Source organism: Pseudomonas sp. H2_A10 (assembly GCF_054680085.1).
Genome location: NZ_CP162821.1, coordinates 4,215,424 through 4,236,087, shown reverse-complemented (window position 1 = coordinate 4,236,087; position 20,664 = coordinate 4,215,424). Strand labels below are relative to the sequence as shown.

The 20,664-nt window shown below is 61.3% G+C and carries 14 protein-coding genes; 4 read left to right on the top strand and 10 right to left on the bottom strand.

Features of this window, described 5'->3' with window-relative positions:
* The first annotated feature begins 411 nt into the window (after positions 1-411).
* A complete protein-coding gene (locus AB4O23_RS19935; RefSeq protein WP_017527928.1) occupies positions 412-5,280 on the top strand; it encodes an NAD-glutamate dehydrogenase in 4,869 nt (1,622 codons plus the stop codon).
* Positions 5,281-5,479: 199 nt separating this feature from the next.
* Here AB4O23_RS19935 and AB4O23_RS19930 read toward each other — a convergent pair whose 3' ends face one another.
* From AB4O23_RS19930 to AB4O23_RS19920, 3 genes are all read right to left on the bottom strand, one after another.
* A complete protein-coding gene (locus AB4O23_RS19930; protein WP_065878427.1) occupies positions 5,480-6,166 on the bottom strand; it encodes a GntR family transcriptional regulator in 687 nt (228 codons plus the stop codon).
* A 16-nt stretch (positions 6,167-6,182) separates the two neighbouring features.
* Positions 6,183-6,884, bottom strand: a complete 702-nt coding sequence (locus AB4O23_RS19925; RefSeq protein WP_460060329.1) for a FadR/GntR family transcriptional regulator — start codon at positions 6,882-6,884, stop codon at positions 6,183-6,185.
* A gap of 94 nt (positions 6,885-6,978) precedes the next feature.
* Positions 6,979-8,289 carry a C4-dicarboxylate transporter DctA gene (locus AB4O23_RS19920; RefSeq protein WP_017527925.1) on the bottom strand — a complete coding sequence of 437 codons (1,311 nt, stop codon included), beginning with the start codon at positions 8,287-8,289 and terminating at the stop codon, positions 6,979-6,981.
* 231 nt (positions 8,290-8,520) lie between these two features.
* Between AB4O23_RS19920 and AB4O23_RS19915 the strand changes: the two genes are divergently transcribed.
* On the top strand, positions 8,521-9,150 hold the full coding sequence (locus AB4O23_RS19915; protein ID WP_017527924.1) for a DNA-3-methyladenine glycosylase I: 630 nt from the start codon (positions 8,521-8,523) through the stop codon (positions 9,148-9,150).
* Positions 9,151-9,231: 81 nt separating this feature from the next.
* Here the strand turns inward: AB4O23_RS19915 and pdxR are convergent, their stop codons facing one another.
* The 5 genes from pdxR to AB4O23_RS19890 form a co-directional block, all read right to left on the bottom strand.
* Positions 9,232-10,665: a MocR-like pyridoxine biosynthesis transcription factor PdxR gene (gene pdxR / locus AB4O23_RS19910; protein WP_065878431.1), complete on the bottom strand. Its 1,434-nt coding sequence runs from the start codon at positions 10,663-10,665 to the stop codon at positions 9,232-9,234.
* A 70-nt stretch (positions 10,666-10,735) separates the two neighbouring features.
* Positions 10,736-11,503, bottom strand: a complete 768-nt coding sequence (locus tag AB4O23_RS19905) for an SDR family oxidoreductase (RefSeq protein WP_017527922.1) — start codon at positions 11,501-11,503, stop codon at positions 10,736-10,738.
* A 9-nt stretch (positions 11,504-11,512) separates the two neighbouring features.
* Positions 11,513-12,580 (bottom strand): phosphotransferase family protein, encoded by a 1,068-nt coding sequence (locus AB4O23_RS19900; protein ID WP_017527921.1) that lies wholly within the window; start codon positions 12,578-12,580, stop codon positions 11,513-11,515.
* A 129-nt stretch (positions 12,581-12,709) separates the two neighbouring features.
* Positions 12,710-13,663: a 2-hydroxyacid dehydrogenase gene (locus AB4O23_RS19895; protein WP_017527920.1), complete on the bottom strand. Its 954-nt coding sequence runs from the start codon at positions 13,661-13,663 to the stop codon at positions 12,710-12,712.
* Between the two features lie 93 nt (positions 13,664-13,756).
* Complete coding sequence (locus AB4O23_RS19890; protein ID WP_460060326.1) at positions 13,757-14,284, bottom strand: cysteine hydrolase family protein; 528 nt, start codon at positions 14,282-14,284, stop codon at positions 13,757-13,759.
* A 423-nt stretch (positions 14,285-14,707) separates the two neighbouring features.
* Here AB4O23_RS19890 and AB4O23_RS19885 point away from each other — a divergent pair, with 423 nt between their 5' ends.
* Positions 14,708-15,985, top strand: coding sequence for a serine/threonine transporter (locus AB4O23_RS19885; protein WP_017527918.1), 1,278 nt, complete (start codon positions 14,708-14,710; stop codon positions 15,983-15,985).
* A 212-nt stretch (positions 15,986-16,197) separates the two neighbouring features.
* Here AB4O23_RS19885 and acnB read toward each other — a convergent pair whose 3' ends face one another.
* Complete coding sequence (acnB, locus tag AB4O23_RS19880) at positions 16,198-18,807, bottom strand: bifunctional aconitate hydratase 2/2-methylisocitrate dehydratase (RefSeq protein WP_017527917.1); 2,610 nt, start codon at positions 18,805-18,807, stop codon at positions 16,198-16,200.
* Between the two features lie 397 nt (positions 18,808-19,204).
* Here acnB and AB4O23_RS19875 point away from each other — a divergent pair, with 397 nt between their 5' ends.
* Positions 19,205-19,675, top strand: coding sequence for a DUF1289 domain-containing protein (locus AB4O23_RS19875; RefSeq protein ID WP_017527916.1), 471 nt, complete (start codon positions 19,205-19,207; stop codon positions 19,673-19,675).
* 66 nt (positions 19,676-19,741) lie between these two features.
* On the opposite strand, the gene AB4O23_RS19870 is transcribed toward AB4O23_RS19875, so the two are convergent.
* Positions 19,742-20,605, bottom strand: coding sequence for a universal stress protein (locus AB4O23_RS19870; protein ID WP_460060324.1), 864 nt, complete (start codon positions 20,603-20,605; stop codon positions 19,742-19,744).
* Positions 20,606-20,664: the final 59 nt, after the last annotated feature.

The window sequence follows — 20,664 nt, the reverse complement described above, 5'->3', positions numbered from 1 at the left end:
ACCGGGGCATGACCTTACGGGCCAAACCAGTCATTTTCGGTACTCGCGGGTTTGAAAATTGCCTGTTTATCCGCCGCAAATCCCAGGTTGCACCCGTCGCAACCCCTAGCCTGCTTACCGATGACCGAATATGTCGCAGCGCTGCAAGAGCAGGGCTTCTACACTCGTTAAGCTGCGCAACGGATGTGCACGTTCCAGGCGCCTGACCTGCCCGTCGTACCGTCACCCGGCAAGGTGCGCATCTTATGGAAGTTGTATGTGACCTGACTGTCCTGTCCAGCTTCACCCACCTGTCACCCTGATTCGTTTATGGTGCTTAACTGGCTACCAGCGATCAGAGCTGACGGTCTCCCCGCAAGGGGATAACACGCGACGCTTCCATCAATAACAAGCCCAAGCGGAGTACCACAGATGGCGTTCTTCACCGCAGCCAGCAAGGCCGACTTCCAGCATCAACTGCAAGCGGCACTGGCGCAGCACATCAGTGAACAGGCACTGCCACAAGTGGCGCTGTTCGCTGAACAATTCTTCGGCATCATTTCCCTGGACGAACTGACCCAGCGTCGCCTTTCCGACCTGGCCGGTTGCACCCTGTCTGCCTGGCGCCTGCTTGAGCGCTTTGATCACACCCAACCGCAAGTGCGGGTCTACAACCCCGATTACGAACGTCATGGCTGGCAGTCGACCCACACCGCGGTCGAAGTGCTGCACCATGACCTGCCATTCCTGGTGGACTCGGTACGCACCGAGCTGAATCGCCGTGGCTACAGCATCCATACCCTGCAAACCACCGTACTCAGCGTGCGCCGTGGCAAGAAGGGCGAGTTGCTGGAAGTCCTGCCAAAAGGCACCCAGGGCGAAGGCATCGAGCAAGAATCGCTGATGTACCTGGAAATCGACCGCTGCGCCAACACCGCCGAGTTGAGCGTGTTGAGCAAGGAACTCGAACAGGTATTGGGCGAAGTGCGCGTGGCGGTGGCCGATTTCGAGCCGATGAAAGCCAAGGTCCAGGACCTGCTCGCCGGGATCGACGCCAGCCGGTTCAGCATCGACGGCGAAGAAAAAGCCGAGATCAAGAACTTCCTGGAATGGCTGGTGGGCAACCACTTCACCTTCCTTGGCTATGAAGAATTCGTGGTACGTGACGAGGCGGACGGCGGTCATATCGAATATGACGCCGGCTCGTTCCTCGGTCTGACCAAGCTGCTGCGCGCCGGCCTCACCGCCGATGACCTGCGCATCGAAGACTACGCCGTGTCGTACCTGCGTGAACCGACCGTGCTGTCGTTCGCCAAGGCCGCGCACCCAAGCCGCGTGCACCGCCCGGCCTACCCGGACTACGTGTCGATCCGCGAGATTGACGCCGACGGCAAGGTCGTCAAGGAATGCCGCTTCATGGGCCTGTACACCTCGTCGGTGTATGGCGAAAGCGTGCGGGTTATTCCGTACATCCGCCGCAAGGTCGCCGAGATCGAACGCCGCTCGGGCTTCCAGGCCAAGGCGCACTTGGGCAAGGAGCTTGCACAAGTCGTTGAAGTGCTGCCGCGGGATGACCTGTTCCAGACCCCGGTCGACGAGCTGTTCAGCACCGTGATGTCGATTGTGCAGATCCAGGAACGCAATAAGATCCGCGTGTTCCTGCGCAAAGACCCGTACGGGCGTTTCTGCTACTGCCTGGCCTATGTGCCGCGCGACATCTATTCCACCGAAGTGCGCCAGAAGATCCAGCAAGTGCTGATGGATCGCCTGAAAGCCTCGGACTGCGAGTTCTGGACCTTCTTCTCCGAATCCGTGCTGGCCCGGGTCCAGCTGATTCTGCGGGTAGACCCGAAGAACCGCCTCGATATCGACCCGCTGCAACTGGAAAAAGAAGTGGTACAGGCCTGCCGCAGCTGGCAGGACGACTACTCCAGCCTGGTGGTGGAGAGCTTCGGCGAAGCCCACGGCACCAACGTGCTGGCGGACTTCCCGAAAGGCTTTCCCGCCGGTTACCGCGAGCGTTTCGCCGCGCATTCGGCGGTGGTCGACATGCAGCACCTGCTCAGCCTGACCGAAGCCAACCCACTGGTGATGAGCTTCTACCAGCCGCTTGGCCAGGTCTCCGGCCAGCGTGAGCTGCATTGCAAGCTCTACCACGCCGACACGCCGCTGGCGCTGTCCGACGTGCTGCCGATCCTGGAAAACCTCGGTTTGCGCGTGCTGGGCGAGTTCCCGTATCGCCTGCGCCACGCCAATGGCCGCGAGTTCTGGATCCATGACTTTGCGTTCATCGCCGCCGAAGGCGTGAACCTGGATATCCAGCAGCTCAACGACACCTTGCAGGACGCGTTCGTGCATATCGTGCATGGCGATGCCGAGAACGATGCGTTCAACCGCCTGGTACTCACCGCCGGCCTGCCATGGCGCGACGTCGCGCTGCTGCGTGCCTATGCGCGTTACCTCAAGCAGATCCGCCTGGGCTTCGACCTCGGTTACATCGCCAGCACCCTGAACAACCACACCGACATCGCCCGCGAGTTGACCCGGTTGTTCAAGACCCGTTTCTACCTGGCGCGCAAGCTCACCGCCGATGACCTGGAAGACAAGCAGCAACGCCTGGAGCAAGCGATCCTCAGCGCCCTGGACGACGTTCAGGTGCTCAACGAGGACCGCATCCTGCGGCGCTACCTGGACCTGATCAAGGCCACCCTGCGCACCAACTTCTATCAGACCGACGCCAACGGCCAGAACAAGTCGTACTTCAGCTTCAAGTTCGACCCGCGTGCCATCCCCGAGCTGCCCAAGCCGGTGCCGAAGTTTGAAATCTTTGTGTACTCGCCACGAGTTGAAGGCGTGCACCTGCGCTTCGGTAACGTGGCGCGGGGCGGCCTGCGCTGGTCCGACCGTGAAGAAGATTTCCGCACCGAAGTATTGGGCCTGGTAAAAGCCCAGCAAGTGAAGAACTCGGTGATCGTGCCGGTGGGCGCCAAGGGCGGCTTCCTGCCGCGTCGCCTGCCGTTGGGCGGCAGCCGGGACGAGATCGCGGCCGAGGGCATCGCGTGCTACCGCATCTTCATTTCCGGCCTGTTGGACATCACCGACAACCTGAAGGACGGCGCCCTGGTGCCTCCGGCCAACGTCGTGCGTCATGACGACGATGACCCGTACCTGGTGGTGGCGGCGGACAAGGGCACTGCGACCTTCTCCGACATCGCCAACGGCATCGCTATCGACTACGGCTTCTGGCTGGGCGACGCGTTCGCCTCCGGCGGTTCCGCCGGTTACGACCACAAGAAGATGGGCATCACCGCCAAGGGCGCGTGGGTGGGTGTGCAGCGTCACTTCCGTGAGCGCGGCATCAACGTGCAGGAAGACAGCATCACGGTGGTCGGCGTCGGCGATATGGCCGGCGACGTGTTCGGTAACGGCTTGCTGATGTCCGACAAGCTGCAACTGGTCGCGGCCTTCAACCACCTGCATATCTTCATCGACCCGAACCCGAACCCGGCCACCAGCTTCGTCGAGCGCCAGCGCATGTTCGAGCTGCCGCGTTCGGCCTGGACCGACTACGACACCAGCATCATGTCCGAAGGTGGCGGTATCTTCTCGCGTAGCGCGAAGAGCATTGCCATCTCGCCACAGATGAAAGAACGCTTCGACATCCAGGCCGACAAGCTGACCCCGACCGAACTGCTGAACGCCTTGCTCAAGGCGCCGGTGGACCTGTTGTGGAACGGCGGCATCGGCACCTATGTCAAGGCCAGCACCGAGAGCCACGCCGATGTGGGCGACAAGGCTAACGATGCGTTGCGCGTCAACGGCAACGAGCTGCGCTGCAAGGTGGTGGGCGAGGGCGGCAACCTCGGCATGACCCAGCTGGGTCGCGTGGAATTCGGCCTCAATGGCGGCGGCTCCAACACCGACTTCATCGACAACGCCGGTGGCGTGGACTGCTCCGACCACGAAGTGAACATCAAGATCCTGCTCAACGAAGTGGTGCAGGCCGGTGACATGACCGACAAGCAACGCAACCAGTTGCTGGCGAGCATGACCGACGAAGTCGGCAGCCTGGTGTTGGGCAACAACTACAAGCAAACCCAGGCCCTGTCCCTGGCTGCCCGCAAGGCTTACGAGCGAGCTGCCGAGTACAAGCGCCTGATGAGCGATCTGGAAGGCCGTGGCAAGCTGGACCGGGCCATTGAGTACCTGCCGACTGAAGACCAGTTGGCCGAGCGCGCCTCCGCCGGCAAGGGCCTGACCCGTCCGGAGCTGTCGGTACTGATCTCGTACAGCAAGATCGACCTCAAGGAAGCGTTGCTCAAGTCGCTGGTACCGGATGACGACTACCTCACCCGTGATATGGAAACCGCGTTCCCACCGAGTCTGGTGGCGAAATTCGGCGAAGCCATGCGTCGCCATCGTTTGAAGCGCGAGATCGTCAGCACCCAGATCGCCAACGACCTGGTCAACCACATGGGCATCACCTTCGTTCAGCGACTCAAAGAGTCGACCGGCATGAGCCCGGCGAACGTGGCGGGCGCATATGTGATCGTGCGCGACATCTTCCACCTCCCGCACTGGTTCCGTCAGATCGAAGCCCTGGACCACCAGGTTTCGGCAGACGTGCAATTGGAGCTGATGGACGAGCTGATGCGCCTGGGCCGTCGTGCTACGCGCTGGTTCCTGCGCAGCCGTCGCAACGAGCAGGATGCTGGCCGTGACACCGCGCACTTCGGTCCGCACCTGGCCGCGCTGGGGCTCAAGCTCGACGAGTTGCTGGAAGGCCCGACCCGTGAAGGCTGGCAGAACCGCTACCAGGCCTACACCCAGGCCGGCGTACCGGAGTTGTTGGCGCGCATGGTTGCAGGTACCACCCACCTGTACACCTTGCTGCCGATCATCGAAGCCGCCGACGTGACCGGGCATGACGCCGCCGAAGTGGCCAAGGCTTATTTCGCCGTCGGCAGCGCTTTGGACTTGCCGTGGTACCTGCAGCAGATCAGTGATCTGCCCGTGGCCAACAACTGGCAGGCCCAGGCGCGCGAAGCGTTCCGTGACGATGTGGACTGGCAGCAACGCGCGATCACCATCTCGGTACTGCAAATGGCCGATGCGCCACAAGACATGGAAGCCCGCGTGGCCCTGTGGCTTGAGCAGCACCAGGACATGGCCGATCGCTGGCGCGCCATGATGGTGGAAATCCGTGCCGCGGTCGGCACGGACTACGCCATGTATGCGGTCGCCAACCGTGAACTGCTGGACCTGGCGTTGAGCGGTCAGTCGGTGCTGCAACCGGCTTGATTTAGCGGCTAAACCAAAAGCCCCCGTCTCGTAAGAGGCGGGGGCTTTTTGTTGGAACACTATTTATCAAGCGCTGAAGGTTCAGTGTGGGAGGGGGCTTGCTCCCGATAGCAGTGGGTCAGTAAGAGGTGCATTCATTGGCACTCCGTCATCGGGAGCAAGCCCCCTCCCACATTTGGACCACCTTATAGTCTGGAGGTCAGTGGTGTTTCAGTAATTTGCTTTCCAGGTGGTCCAGGTGTTGGGTCATCAACGCCACTGCGGTGGTTGAGTCCCGATGCTCAATCGCGTCCACAATCGCCACATGCTCCTGCCACGCGCAATACGTGCAGGCTTTCGCTTCATATTGGGCAATGACCAACGACGTCAACGGCACCAGGCTGTTCAGGAACTGGGCCAGTGGGCCATTGCCGGCGATCGACGCCAAATGCAGGTGAAATTCCCCCGACAAACGAATCGCCGGCCCACGCTGGTCGCGTTCTATGCAATCGCGTTCGCACGCGATCAGTTCGCGCAACTGGCGAATGTGTGCGGGTGTGGCCTGGGCGCACGCCAGCTGCACCACGGTGATTTCGGTCATGCGCCGTGCTTCGAGAATCTGCCGGGTTTGTTGGGTATCCGGCGCCGCCACCTGGGCGCGTTGATTGGGGCGCAGGATGATTACCTGCTGATGGGACAGCTTGGCCAACACCCGGCGGATCACGCTGCGACTCACGCCGAAGGTTTCACCCAGGCTTTCCTCGGTAAAACGGCTGGCCGGCGCGATGCGTTGTTCAAGGATCGCGTCGAACAGCCGTGGGTAGATGTCATCCACTGAAGGCTTTTTACCGGCCACCAGGCGCAGGGCAGGGAGGAAAGGCTCGCGTTGCAGAGCGTGGACGGTCATGGTCGTCTCCAAAAAATCAGCTGCCCAGATGGTCGTCCGGGATGTTCAGGGCGATGCCCATGCGCAGGCCTTCCTGGAGGATGTGCCGACGCATCTCGGCGCTGGCCAAGGCACTGTTCTTGTTGCGTATGGCACGTACTACCGCTTCGTTTTCCTGTAGGCGTTCGGCCAGGTGTTCGGGGGAATTGCGCAGCACTTGGGCGCTTTGCTTGAGGGCGTCGCGGGTCTGTTGCACCACGTTCTGGAAGATCGGGTTGGAGGTGAGGGCAAACAGCTCTTCGTGGAAGCCGATGTAGGCGTTCATCCCGGCTTCGGCATCACCGGCCTCCAGGGCCTCGCGCATGTCCATCAGGGTCAGGCGCAGTTGGCCGACATCCTTGCTGCTGATGGTCTGGGCCACCAGGTCGACAATGAATGGCTCCAGGGTGTAGCGCAGTTGCAGGATATCTTCGAGGCTGGCATGCGCCACGGCGTCGCTCGATTGCGGTTCGCTGACGCTGGTTTCGAGCACCACCACGCCTTTGCCGGGCATGGAGCGCACCAGGCCAAGGGTTTCCAGCACGATCACCGCCTCGCGCAGGCTGGGGCGGCTGATGCCCATCTGTTCGGCCAGCTCACGTTGGCCGGGCAGCATTTCGCCCCGCCGCCACTGGCCCCGCTTGAGCGCGGCGCGCAGTTTTTCTACCACTGAATTGACGACGGTTGAGGTGCTGATCACGTCGTATGCTCCTTAAGCTGCAAACCGAGGAAGGTCCAGCGTGGGAGGGAGCAAGCCCCTCCCACCGTTGATTTGTGGTGCTTATCGAATTGCTTCAGAACTCCTGATGCGCCGGCAATACCGGCTTCTTGGCCTGGAAGGCGTACCCTTGCTGGCCGTCGAGCACTTTGTTGGCGCGCTGGATATCGATGTCTTTTTCCCAGCGCGCAATCGCCACGGTGGCCACGCAGTTGCCGATCAGGTTGGTCAATGCGCGGCCGATACCCATGAACCAGTCCACCGCCAGCACCAGCACCAGGCCCACCACCGGAATCGCCGGGATCGCGGTGAGCGTCGCCGCCAGAATCACCAGCGCCGAACCGGGAATGCCGTGGGCGCCCTTGGAGGTGATCAGCGACACCAGCAGGATGGTCAGCAGGTCGGTCATCGACAGCGGCGTGCCGGTGGCGTTGGCAATAAATACGATGGCCAGGGTCAGGTAGATCGAGAAACCGTCCAGGTTGAACGAATATCCCGTCGGAATCACCAGGCCCACGGTCGAGCTGCCGATACCCAGGTGTTCGAGCTTGCGCATGACCTGCGGCAGTACCGCATCGGAGGAGGCGGTGCCCATGACGATCAGCAGTTCTTCGCGCAAGTACTTGAGCAGTGGCAGCATGCGCAGCCCCGACACGCGCATCACCACGCCGAGGATCAGCGCGACGAAAGCGAAGCAGGTCAGGTAGAACAAACCCACCAGGCTGCCCAGGTGTTGCAGCGAATCGAGGCCGTAGGTGCTGGTGGTGAAGGCGATCGCGCCGAACACGCCGATAGGCGCCAGGCGCACGATCATGCCCATGATGCGGAAAATCACATGGCTCAGCTCATTGATCAGCCGCGTGATGCCCGAGGCCGCTTCGCCCACCAGGTTCAGCGCACTGCCGAACAGCACCGAGAACAGCAGCACTTGCAACACGTTGTTGTCGGCAAAGGCGCCGATCACCGAGTTGGGGATCAGGTCCATCAGGAACTGGCTGGTGCCCTTGATGTGCTGGCCCTTGTCGGCCAGTTCATTCAGGCCGGCGGAGGAGAGTTGCTCCAGATGGATATTGGCGCCCTGGCCGATACCGGTGCTGAACGCCATGACCAGGCCGATCACCAGCGCAATGGTGGTGAGCACTTCAAAGTAGATCACCGACTTGAGGCCGATGCGCCCGACTTTCTTCAGGTCGCCGGCGCCGGAAATACCGCTGACCACCACGCAGAACACGATCAGGCCAATTAGCATTTTGATCAGCTTGATAAAGCCGTCACCCAAAGGTTTGAGTTGCGAGGAAAATTCGGGAAGGGCCAGGCCGCAGGCGATGCCGAGCATCAGGCCAATGACGACTTGGAGGAAAATCGAACGCGAGCACCATCTGAGCATGGGAGGATCTCTATTCGGTGCCCTGGTGGTTCCAGGGCTTAATTGTTGTGGTCATACCGGTAAGTCCAGTGCGTGGCCAGTCTAGGCCAGGTATTTTTGAAATAACAAGCGATTATTCGTCGGCTGGCGGGTCCCGGTCTGACCAGTGGTTCGCCGAGGGCGATGCTTGAGCGGTTGGCGGGGTGCAAAAATTTTCGCTTATCATCCGCCCCTCGGCTCATGAGGTGAGGGATGGACACACCAGGACTGACTACCGACGCGGCAGGACGCAGCCATTGCACCTGGCGCACCTCGGCGCCCGAATACCCGCACTACCACGACCACGAGTGGGGCGTGCCGGTGGCGGACGATATCCAGCTGTACGAGAAGATTTGCCTGGAAGGTTTCCAGGCGGGCATGGCGTGGATCACCATCCTGCGCAAGCGCGAGCGTTTTCGACGTGCCTTCGATGGCTTTGATTTTCGCCAGGTAGCGCAGTATGGCGAGGCGGATATCGAGCGGCTGATGCAAGACCCGGGCATTGTGCGCAATCGGGCGAAGATCGTGTCCGCCATCAACAATGCGCGCCGTGCCTGTGAGTTGGTGGCTGAAACCGGCTCGCTGGCGCGGTGGTTGTGGGCGTTCGAGCCCGCTGAGGATGAGCGCCCGGCGGTGGTGGACCTGGCTTATTGGACGGTTAACCCGACGTCGCCGGCGTCGGTGCGGTTGTCGAAGGCCTTGAAGAGGCGCGGCTGGACTTATGTGGGGCCAACCACGATGTATGCGCTGATGCAGGCGATGGGGATGGTCAATGATCACCTTGAAGGGTGCTTCTGCCGCGAGGGCATTGAAGACCTGCGGCGCCAGTTCAAACGCCCGTGAGTCGGTGACTGAAGGCGGTTAAAACTGTGGGAGGGGGCTTGCTCCCACATTTAGCCCCCACCCACATTTCTGAAAAAAACCCTAGCCAATCTGCTGGAGGATATCGCGCACCTTGTCCAGCGCCGGGTCGATATCGAGGGTCTCGATGGCCCCAAACCCGATGATCAAACCCTGGCGCACCGGCGCGTCCTGGAAGAACACATCCAGCGGGTACAAGCCTACGTCCACTTGGCGCGCCAGTTCTCTGAGCAGCGGGATATTCACCGGCACCTTGCACAAGGCCGCCATGTGGAACCCGGCCACGCTGGGCACCGCTTCGAACCATGGCGACAAATCGCCCGCCAGGCGTTGCAGGATGCGTTCGCGGCGCCCGGCATACACCGTGTGGCAGCGCCGGATGTGCTTGAGCAGGTAGCCCTCGCTGATGAACTTGGCCAGCGCCCACTGCGCCAGGGTAGAGCTGTGTTGGTCGGTCAATTGCTTGGCCTTGAGCACCGCGGGGTATATCGCCGGTGGCAGTACCAGGTAGCCCAGGCGCAACTCGGGCAGCAGGGTCTTGGAGAAAGTGCCCACGTATGCAACTGCGCCGCGCGTGTCCATGCTTTGCAGGGAGTCGGTGGGCCGGCCTTCGTAGCGAAATTCGCTGTCGTAATCGTCCTCAATGATGATCGCCCCCAGTTCGAACGCACGCGCCAGCAACGCTTCGCGGCGCGCCGGGCTCATGGGCATGCCGAGGGGGAACTGGTGGGACGGTGTCACGTAGATCAGCCGCGCGCCCTCGGGAATCTGCTCGACCCGGATGCCCTGGGCATCCACCGGCACGCTGGCAACGCGGGCGCCCATTGCCATGAACAACTGACGCGCCGGGCTGTAGCCGGGGTCTTCCATGGCGACGATGCTGCCCGGCTCAAGCACGACGCGGGCGAGCAGGTCCAATGCCTGCTGCGCGCCGTTGGTGACCACGATGTCGCTGTCGCGGCATTTGACTCCCCGGGAAAACGCGATATGCCCGGCAATCGCACTGCGCAGCGCCGGCAGGCCTTCGGGCTGGCTGTAGAAACCGCTGTTTTGCGCGATACGGCGCAGCGCGTCCTGGGTGCAGCGGCGCCATTCATCCTGGGGGAACTGGTGGCGGCTGGTGGCGCCGCCGATAAATTCGTAGCGCAAGATGCTGTCGCGGGTGGGGTGGCGCATGGGCGAGGGCAGTGCGGCCCATTTCGCCAGGTTATCGGCGCAGGCCAGGTCGGTGGCGGTTTGCACGCGACCAGGCTGCGGCGCCCACGCATTGACGAAGGTGCCGCGGCCGATCCTGCCAACCAGCAGGCCTTCGTAAGTCAAGGTGGCGTAGGTATCGGATACGGTTTTGCGCGAGATGCCCAATTGCTCGGCGAGCAGCCGGCTCGGCGGCAGTTGCGCGCCCGCACACAGTCGCCCGGTGGCGATGGCTTCGCGCAACTGTTGATAAAGCTGGGCAGCCAGGTCCTTGCGGCCGCTGATGACGATGTGCAATTCCATGTTTCATCCTGAGGCAGATCGATCTGCCCCAAGGTTACCCGCAAATCGATCTGAGCAAACCCAGGCGCTGTCAGGACAGGAAACCACCGTCCACATTCAGCGACACGCCGGTGGTGTAGCTGGACGCATCACTGGCCAGGAACAGCACCGCACCGGCCATCTCGCTTGGGTCGGCCACGCGCTTGAGCGGGATCTGCGCCAGGGCCATTTTCAGGATCGCGTCGTTCTTCACCAACGCCGAGGCGAACTTGGTATCGGTCAGGCCCGGCAGCAGGGCGTTGCAACGAATACCGAACTCGGCGCATTCCTTGGCGAACACCTTGGTCATGTTGATCACGGCGGCCTTGGTCACCGAGTAGATGCCCTGGAATACGCCCGGCGAGATGCCGTTGATTGAGGCCACGTTGATGATGCTGCCGCCGCCGTTCTCGCGCATCAGCTTGCCGGCTTCCACCGACATGAAGAAGTAGCCGCGGATGTTCACGTCGACGGTCTTCTGGAACGCACCCAGGTCGGTGTCCAGCACGTTGCAGAACTGCGGGTTGGTGGCGGCGTTGTTGACCAGGATATCCAGGCGGCCGAATTGCTCGCGGATGCCGGCGAACACTTGGCTGATCTGCTCCATTTCACCGATATGGCAGGCCACGGCCGTGGCCTTGCCGCCAGCGGCGATGATCGCGTCGGCGACGTGTTGGCAGCCTTCCAGCTTGCGGCTGGAGACGATCACATGGGCGCCTTGCTGGGCCAGCAACTTGGCGATGGCCTCACCGATGCCACGGCTGGCGCCGGACACGAATGCAATTTTGCCGTCGAGATCGAACAAGTGAGTCTTGGACATGGGAATTCCTTAAAGGGCTGATTTACCGATAACGTTCAGGCTCATCTGCTCCAGCAGCTTGTTCATCTGAATGAACTGCGCAAAGCGTTTGTCCTGGGTCTGGCCATGGAAGAAGCGGTAGTAGATCTGCTGCACGATGCCCGCCAGGCGGAACAGGCCGTAGGTGTAGTAGAAGTCGAAGTTGTCGACCCGGATGCCCGAGCGTTCGGCGTAATAGTCGACAAATTCGCGGCGGGTGAGCATGCCGGGGGCGTTGCTCGGTTGGCGACGCATCAGTTGCACCGGCGCGGGGTCCGCTGCCTCGATCCAGTAGGCGAGGGTGTTACCCAGGTCCATCAGCGGGTCGCCGAGGGTGGTGAGTTCCCAGTCCAGTACGCCGATGATCTGCATCGGGTTGTGCGGGTCGAGGATCACGTTGTCGAAGCGGTAGTCGTTGTGCACGATGCTGGAGGTGGGGTGATCGGCCGGCATCTTGTCGTGGAGCCAGGCGCGTACCGCCTCCCATTTCGGCGCGTCGGGGGTCAGGGCTTTTTCATAGCGCTCGCTCCAGCCACGGATCTGGCGCGCCACGTAGCCCTCGGGCTTGCCCAGGTCGGCTAGGCCGCAGGCGCTGTAGTCAACCCGATGCAGTTCGACGAATTTGTCGATAAAGCTCTTGCACAGCGCCTCGGTTCTGGTGGCATCAAGTCCCAGTTCGGCCGGGAGGTCGGAGCGCAGGATGATGCCATTGACGCGCTCCATCACATAAAACTCGGCGCCGATCACCGACTCGTCGGTGCAGTGCACATAGGCTTTGGGGCAATACGGGAAGCCATCTTTGAGCTGGTTGAGAATGCGGTATTCGCGGCCCATGTCGTGGGCGGACTTGGCCTTGTGGCCGAAGGGCGGGCGGCGCAGCACGAATTCCTGGCCGGGGTATTCCAGCAGGTAAGTCAGGTTGGACGCGCCGCCAGGGAATTGGCTGATGGTCGGCGTGCCGCTCAGGCCGGGGATATGGGCCTTGAGATAGGGATCGATCAGGCTGGCATCCAGTTCTTCACCGGGTCGAATCTGGGTCGATTGGTCGTTCAGCGCCATGCTTATCCCTTCTGCTTATTTTTAAGGCCTTGGACTATTGGCTAATCTAATGCGCACAACCGCCCACCGACAAGGTCGGGGCGGCTTAATAGGTTAGCGTGTTAAATGATGATCAGCGTGCCTGATCGGTCATTTTGCGGGCGGGGGCAGGGTGACCGGCGTAAGCACCGCGCGACCGGCGAAGAACTCCACCAGGTTGTCGGCCACGCGCTGCACGGTGTCATGGGCGGCTTCGGGCGACAGCCCGGCAACGTGCGAGGTGAGTACGGTGTTGGGGAGGCGCTTGAGGGCGTCGGGCACCTTCGGCTCGTCGTCGAACACATCCAGTGCGGCGCCACCGATGCGGCGTTGCTCAAGGGCGGTGATCAGGTCGGCGGTGACCACGACGCTGCCACGGCCGATATTGACCAGGTAACCGTTCGGTCCCAGCGCGTCGAGGGCGTTGCGATCAATCAGGTGGCGCGTGCCGGCGCCGCCGGGCGTGGCCAGGATCAGGAAGTCCGAGGTGCGTGCCAGTTCCACGGCGGTGGCGCAGTAGGTGTAGTCCACGTCATCGCGTGGCTGGCGGTTGTGATAACTCACCTGCATGCCGAACCCGAGGGCCGCGCGCTTGGCGATCTCCAGGCCCACGGCGCCCAAGCCCAGAATGCCCAGTTGCTTGCCGCCCAGGGACGGGCGCATCACTTTGGGCCATTCGCTGCGCCGTACGGCTGCGTCGGTCTGCGGGATACCACGTACCAGCGCCAGCAACAGCGCCATCGCGTGGTCCGCCACCGATGGCGCGTTCACTCCGGCACCGTTGGTGACCACGATCCCGCGATTGCTGGCGGCCTGCAGGTCTACGTGTTCATACCCGGCACCGATCACGCAGATGATCTCCAGCAGCGGCAGCGCGGCGATTTCCTCGGCGTATAAACCCAGGGGGCCGCGGGTCAGCACGGCCTTGATCTGGCCGCCGTGGGCCTTGATGGCCTGGGCGCGTTCGGCGGGCGTCGGTGCCAGGATCACATGAAAGTCATTGCTCTCGATGATCGGCAGGTAGTCGTTGATGGTTTCAACCAGGACCAGGACGGTAGGGGTCATCGGACGGATCTTCCTTGGGGTTGGAGGAGAGAGTATGCGGGATGTGTAGGCTGAATCGTTTAGTTGGGGTGGAAAATTTCCACCCCGCCCAGTTCATCGGAACGCTACGTTCGCCGCCCTTACTCGCTTCACAAACGCGCCGGTCAACGTGGCGTTGTGATGCTCGACAATCGCCTCTGCCTTCAGCGTCGGCGTGTCCATGCAAGTGTGGGCATCTTCGGCAAGCACCACCGAAAAGCCCAGCTCTACCGCTACGCGGCACGTGGTGTCGATGCAGAACTGGGTTTTCATGCCTGCGATCACCAGCTCCTTCACGTTTGCGGTGTGAAGTTGCCGTGCCAGATCGGTGCCCAGGAAGCAGCTGGGGCGGGTTTTATTGAACAGGTGGTCGCGGGCTGCATCAACGTCCAGTTCGTGCCACAGCTGCCACGGCCGGCTGCCGGCCTCAAGCGGTGACCCGACAGGGCCGGTATGGCGCGCCACGAAGATCGGCGCGGCGGCTGCACGGGCACGCTGGATCAAGCCGTTGATGGCGCCCAGCACGCGTTCGCGTTCGAAGGGTTTGTCCGGGCCATCGTACAAGCCGGTTTGCATGTCGATGATAAGCAGGGCGTCAGCCATGGTGTTGCTCCTTGCGAAGGCCAGGTGGACGGAGCAATAAAAAGGCCCCGTCCATTGCTGGCGGGGCCTTGGGGTGTATCCGTGAAGTGTTTAGCTCAAGCACCCACAGCCACCGCGAGACCCGCCATAAGCGGTCGTGGTGGTGGTACGGGTGAGGTTCAACTGAATAGGCATCATGGGCCGATCATGCGGGCGCGCAGAAGTGACTGTCAACAGCAGTAAGGGCATTTCCTACGGGCTACGGCGACGCTTTCCAGTGTCACGCATGGCTTATTCCGACATCTGCACCGGCTAACCGTTCCTCAGCTAAGTCTTTGCTTATTCACGAGAATCCCGGACAATCCGGCCCCTTCTATGGTCGGGGCGCTGCCTGTCAGGTTTTTCTGACTCGTCCCGGCCGTGTAAATGCGGAGATCCGACCGGATGAATGATCAGGCCAATAGCGTCGACGAACGCTATGCAACGACACCTGCAACCCTTTCGAGCTGGAGCCGCCAGGACACCACCTGGATGCTCGGCCTGTTCGGCACCGCCATTGGCGCCGGTACCTTGTTTCTGCCGATCAACGCCGGCCTGGGGGGCTTCTGGCCACTGGTGATCCTGGCGCTGCTGGCGTTCCCGATGACGTTCTTTGCCCACCGTGGCCTGACCCGTTTCGTGCTGTCGGGCCGCGAAGGTTCCGACATTACCGACGTGGTAGAGGAGCACTTTGGCATCAAGGCCGGCGCATTGATCACCTTGCTGTACTTCTTCGCCATTTTCCCGATTCTGCTGATCTACAGCGTGGCGTTGACCAACACGGTCAGTAGCTTCATGGAGCACCAGTTGCACATCCTGCCGCCGCCACGGGCGATCCTGTCGTTCGTGCTGATCCTCGGCCTGCTGGCCGTGGTGCGGTGCGGTGAGCAGGTGATCGTCAAGGCCATGAGCCTGATGGTGTACCCGTTTATCGTTGCGCTGTTGTTCCTGGCGGTTTACCTGGTGCCGCATTGGAACGGCGGCATCCTCAGCACGGCCAGTGTCGTGCCGGCGCCCTCGGCCTTGCTTAATACGTTGTGGCTGGCGATTCCGGTGATGGTGTTTTCGTTCAACCATTCGCCGATCATCTCCGCCTTTGCGGTCGACCAGAAGCGCCAGTACGGTGCCCACGCCGATGAGCGCAGCTCGCAGATCCTGTCCCGCGCGCACCTGCTGATGGTGGTGATGGTGCTGTTCTTCGTGTTCAGTTGCGTGCTGACCCTGTCGCCCGCGCAACTGGCCGAAGCGAAGGCGCAGAACCTGTCGATCCTGTCGTACCTGGCCAACCACTTCAACAACCCGACCATCGCATTTGCTGCGCCGTTGATCGCGTTCGTGGCGATTGCCAAGTCGTTCCTGGGCCACTACATCGGTGCCAGCGAAGGCCTCAAGGGCCTGGTGCTCAAGAGCGGCCGTCGCCCCGCACCGAAGGCGTTGGACCGCATGACCGCTGCCTTCATGCTCGTGGTGTGCTGGATTGTCGCCACGTTGAACCCGAGCATCCTGGGGATGATCGAGACCCTGGGCGGGCCGATTATCGCTTCGATCCTGTTCCTGATGCCGATGTACGCCATCCGGAAAGTGCCGGCCATGGCCAAGTACCGTGGGCAAGCGTCCAATGTGTTTGTCACGGCGGTAGGGTTGGTGGCGATTACGGCGTTGGTGTATTCGTTTATGGCTTGAAGTCTGAGACAGTTCTCAAGGACTGTTCAGGTCCAAATGTAGGAGGGGGCTTGCTCCCGATAGCGGTGTATCAGTCACATATGAATGACTGAATCACCGCCATCGGGAGCAAGCCCCTCCCACATTTGCCTTTCAGTGTTGTGAACACCGTATTCCGGGCATAAAAAACGCCGCGTACCTTGCGATACGCGGCGTTTTTTTACATCAACACCTTAGGCTTGAATCACCGGGATATTGGCGCTTGCTGCGATCTTGCGGAACTCGGCGATCTGGTCGAAGTTCAGGTAGCGGTAGACGTCACTGGCCATGGTGTCCAGTTTCGCTGCGTAGCCCATGTACTCTTCGACAGTCGGCAAGCGACCCAGGGTAGACGCCACTGCCGCCAGCTCAGCCGAGGCCAGGTAGACGTTCGCGCCGTCACCCAGGCGGTTCGGGAAGTTACGGGTCGATGTCGACACCACGGTCGAATTCGGCTCAACACGTGCCTGGTTACCCATGCACAGCGAGCAGCCCGGCATTTCCATGCGCGCGCCGGCCTTGCCGTAGATGCCGTAGTAGCCTTCTTCGGTCAATTGGTGAGCGTCCATCTTGGTCGGCGGCGACAGCCACAGACGGGTTGGCAGCTGCCCCTTGACCTGTTCCAGCAACTTGCCGGCAGCGCGGAAGTGACCGATGTTGGTCATGCACGAGCCGATGAACACTTCGTCGATCTTCTCGCCGGCAACGCTGGACAGCAGACGAGCGTCGTCCGGGTCGTTTGGTGCGCAGAGGATCGGCTCGTTGATTTCCGACAGGTCGATCTCGATGATTTCGGCGTATTCGGCGTCGGCATCGGCTTCCATCAGCTCAGGGTTGGCCACCCAGGCTTCCATCGCTTGGGCGCGACGTTCCAGGGTGCGTGCATCGCCGTAGCCTTCACCGATCATCCAGCGCAGCAGGGTGATGTTGGAGTTCAGGTACTCGGTGACGGACTCTTTGGACAGCTTGATGGTGCAACCGGCAGCCGAACGTTCGGCCGAGGCGTCGGACAGCTCGAAAGCCTGCTCCAGCGTCAGGTCGTTGAGACCTTCGATTTCCAGGATGCGGCCGGAGAAGGCGTTTTTCTTGCCTTTTTTCTCTACGGTCAGCAGGCCCGATTGGATCGCGTAGTAAGGAATCGCATGAACCAGGTCACGCAGGGTGATGCCAGGTTTCATCTTGCCTTTGAAGCGAACCAGGATCGATTCCGGCATGTCCAGTGGCATCACGCCAGTGGCTGCGGCAAACGCGACCAGACCGGAACCGGCCGGGAACGAGATGCCCATCGGGAAGCGGGTGTGGGAGTCACCACCGGTGCCGACGGTGTCCGGCAGCAGCATGCGGTTCAGCCAGCTGTGGATGATGCCGTCGCCTGGACGCAGCGATACACCGCCACGGGTCATGATGAAGTCAGGCAGGGTGTGGTGGGTGGTTACGTCGATCGGCTTTGGATAGGCCGCGGTGTGGCAGAAGGACTGCATCACCAGATCGGTCGAGAAGCCCAGGCACGCCAGGTCTTTGAGTTCATCACGGGTCATCGGACCGGTGGTGTCCTGGGAACCCACGGTGGTCATCTTCGGTTCGCAGTAAGTACCTGGGCGAACGCCTTTGCCTTCCGGCAGACCGCAGGCCTTGCCGACCATTTTCTGCGCCAGGGTGAAGCCTTTGCCGGTGTCGACAGGCGCTTCAGGCAGCTTGAACAGGTCGGTAGGGCCAAGGCCCAGCTCAGCGCGAGCCTTGTCGGTCAGGCCACGGCCGATGATCAGCGGGATACGGCCGCCGGCGCGGACTTCGTCCAGCAGCACCGGCGTCTTCATTTCGAAGGTGGTCAGGACTTCATCGGTGCCGTGTTTGCAGACTTTGCCAGCATGTGGGTACAGGTCGATCACGTCGCCCATGTTCATGTTGGTCACGTCGAATTCGATCGGCAGAGCGCCCGCATCTTCCATGGTGTTGTAGAAGATCGGAGCGATTTTGCTGCCGAAGCAGAAGCCGCCGGCACGCTTGTTCGGCACGTAAGGCACGTCGTCGCCGAAGAACCACAGTACCGAGTTGGTCGCCGATTTACGCGACGAACCCGTACCGACCACGTCACCGACGTAGGCGATCGGGAAGCCTTGGCCACGCATTTCTTCGATCTGCTTCATCGGGCCGGTCTTGCCTTGCTCGTCCGGCACGATGCCTTCGCGCGCCATTTTCAGCATGGCGAGGGCGTGCAGCGGGATGTCAGGGCGGGACCAGGCGTCCGGGGCAGGGGACAGGTCGTCGGTGTTGGTTTCGCCGGTGACCTTGAACACGCGCAGGCTGATCTTGTCGGCCAGGGTAGGGCGGTTGCGGAACCACTCGCCGTCAGCCCAGGACTGGATCACGGCTTTGGCGTGTGCGTTGCCGTTGCGGGCTTTTTCAGCCACGTCGTGGAACGCATCGAACATCAGCAGGGTGTGCTTGAGTTGGGCGGCGGCGACAGGCGCAAGTGTGGCGTCGTCCAGCAGCTCGACCAGGGTCACGATGTTGTAGCCGCCTTGCATGGTGCCAAGCAGTTCAACGGCGCGTTTCTTGTCGATCAGGGGGGAAGTGGCTTCGCCCTTGGCCAGGGCAGACAGGAAACCGGCCTTGACGTAGGCAGCTTCGTCAACACCTGGTGGAATGCGGTTGGTAATCAGGTCAACGAGGAATTCTTCTTCGCCAGCCGGAGGATTTTTCAGCAGCTCGACCAGGCCTGCGGTTTGTTCGGCGTTAAGCGGCTGGGGAACGATACCCAGGGCTGCGCGCTCTTCGATATGTTTGCGGTAGGCTTCAAGCACAGTTATTACCCTCATCAGTGGTCCCACGGGACGCTCATCCAGAAATGAACGGCACGCATGCGCTCGGGGGCTTTTTGGGCCGCAAAGCCAGCGCTGCCGGCATTCCTTACAGAAGCTGCTTTCAAAGTTTTACGCCTGCAGAACGGAGCTGATGAGGGTTGGCGTTGGCTATTGACCTACCGGGTAATAACCATCGCCAACACCGTTCTGAAGGAACGACTGTGCTCGTGACGCTTTGAAAACAGCTTCCAGCGGATTATTGGCGCCTTACAAGGCCGGGTGATTCTACGGCAAAAAATTTCTAAAGGTAAGTTGCCACGGCAAGTTTGCTGGGTGATCAACCTTAGACAAAGGGCTAACATGGCGCACTGTTTCGCTGATTTGCGTGTCGTTGCCCATGCCCAACCAAACCATCAAGACCCCCTGCGTCGGCCTGTGCTCCACGGTTTACGGCGATCTGGTGTGCCGCGGCTGCAAGCGCTTCCACCACGAAGTGATCCAGTGGAACGGCTATGACGAAGAAGAAAAGCGCGCAGTATGGCTGCGCCTGGAGCAACTGCTGGTGCAGGTCATGGCCGGCAAAGTGGAAATTTTTGACCCCGGCACCCTGCGTGGCCAATTGGAGCAGCGCAAGATCCGCTTCGTGCCGCACCAGTCGCCTTACTGCTGGGCCTACCAACTGATCGCTCGGGGCGCGCGGGTGATTTCCAATCTGCAAGCCTATGGCATGGTGCTGTTGCCGGAGTTTCGCGACTGGCCCTTGCCGGACTTGCGCGATGCCATCGACCGCGAGTTTTTTATCCTGTCCGAGGCGCATTACCAGCGCTATATCGCGCCCGGTTTCCTGAGAGATGCGCTCGCCGACTGACAACACAAGTCCAGAATGTGGGGGCTTGCTCCCACATATTGATCTTCATTGTTTTGGAGATCAGCGTCAGTGCTCGGTTGCGAGCTCCTGCAGGTGATCCATCAGCGTCTGCGGTTTGAGCACCAGTACGTCGCTTTCCACGGCATCGAGGATCACTTCCGCCGTATTGCCGATGAGCGCGCCAGAAAGCCCCTTGCGCGCCACGGTGCCGATGATGGTGACGGCTGCCTGGTATTTGTGCGCTGCAAAAGGAATCAGCACATCCGCCGGGCCTTCTTCGATATGCAAGTGGCTGTCATCCACGTCGAACTCGGCTTGGAATGCCTTGCATTGCTCGCGATAGCGCGCCTCGATGGTTTCTTTAAGCTGAAACGTCGGGTCCGCGGCTGACAGCATCGGCGACGGATGGGCACTGATCACATGTAACTGCGCCTTGGCGAGGCTGGCGATGTCAAAACCGTGATCAATGATCGAGTTATGCAGCGACCGATGCTCGCCGTCGGTATTGCCCACATCGATCGCCGCCAGGATCACGCGGCCCGCCCAGGGCGTGGCGGTCTTGACCAGCAGCACCGCCGTCGGGCAATAACGCAACAGCTTCCAATCCGCCGGGGTCAGCAGTGCTTTTTTCAACGGGCTGTCGGGGAAGTGCTGCTTGATTACCAGGCCGCAACCCTCGGCCTGCTGCACGTCGATGATGGTTTCATGCAGGCTGTCGTTCCACGCCTGTTCGGTGGTGACACTGTAGCCGTCTTCCTGCAAGCCGGCCTTGAGCAGGCTCAACAGCGCCGAATGCTCATGCTTTTTGTCGCAGACCAGCAAATGCAGGTGCGCACGGGTCACCCCGGCGATCAGCTTGGCGCGCTTGAGCGCCAGGCTTTCCGAATGCTCGGGCTCGATGACCACCAGGATGCTGCGGATGGCTTGCATGGTCGGGATCTCCAAAAGGGGCGGGCGTTGAATAACTATAGTTGCCTGGCGCGGCACGT

Bases quoted from the DNA above. Each gene is read 5' to 3' on its own strand.
- AB4O23_RS19895 (WP_017527920.1), bottom strand. From the start codon at position 13,663: ATGACCCCTACCGTCCTGGTCCTGGTTGAAACCATCAACGACTACCTG.
- AB4O23_RS19935 (WP_017527928.1), top strand. From the start codon at position 412: ATGGCGTTCTTCACCGCAGCCAGCAAGGCCGACTTCCAGCATCAACTG.
- AB4O23_RS19920 (WP_017527925.1), bottom strand. From the start codon at position 8,289: ATGCTCAGATGGTGCTCGCGTTCGATTTTCCTCCAAGTCGTCATTGGC.
- AB4O23_RS19870 (WP_460060324.1), bottom strand. From the start codon at position 20,605: ATGCAAGCCATCCGCAGCATCCTGGTGGTCATCGAGCCCGAGCATTCG.
- AB4O23_RS19890 (WP_460060326.1), bottom strand. From the start codon at position 14,284: ATGGCTGACGCCCTGCTTATCATCGACATGCAAACCGGCTTGTACGAT.
- AB4O23_RS19875 (WP_017527916.1), top strand. From the start codon at position 19,205: ATGCCCAACCAAACCATCAAGACCCCCTGCGTCGGCCTGTGCTCCACG.
- AB4O23_RS19900 (WP_017527921.1), bottom strand. From the start codon at position 12,580: ATGGCGCTGAACGACCAATCGACCCAGATTCGACCCGGTGAAGAACTG.
- AB4O23_RS19930 (WP_065878427.1), bottom strand. From the start codon at position 6,166: ATGACCGTCCACGCTCTGCAACGCGAGCCTTTCCTCCCTGCCCTGCGC.
- AB4O23_RS19885 (WP_017527918.1), top strand. From the start codon at position 14,708: ATGAATGATCAGGCCAATAGCGTCGACGAACGCTATGCAACGACACCT.
- AB4O23_RS19915 (WP_017527924.1), top strand. From the start codon at position 8,521: ATGGACACACCAGGACTGACTACCGACGCGGCAGGACGCAGCCATTGC.
- pdxR (WP_065878431.1), bottom strand. From the start codon at position 10,665: ATGGAATTGCACATCGTCATCAGCGGCCGCAAGGACCTGGCTGCCCAG.
- AB4O23_RS19905 (WP_017527922.1), bottom strand. From the start codon at position 11,503: ATGTCCAAGACTCACTTGTTCGATCTCGACGGCAAAATTGCATTCGTG.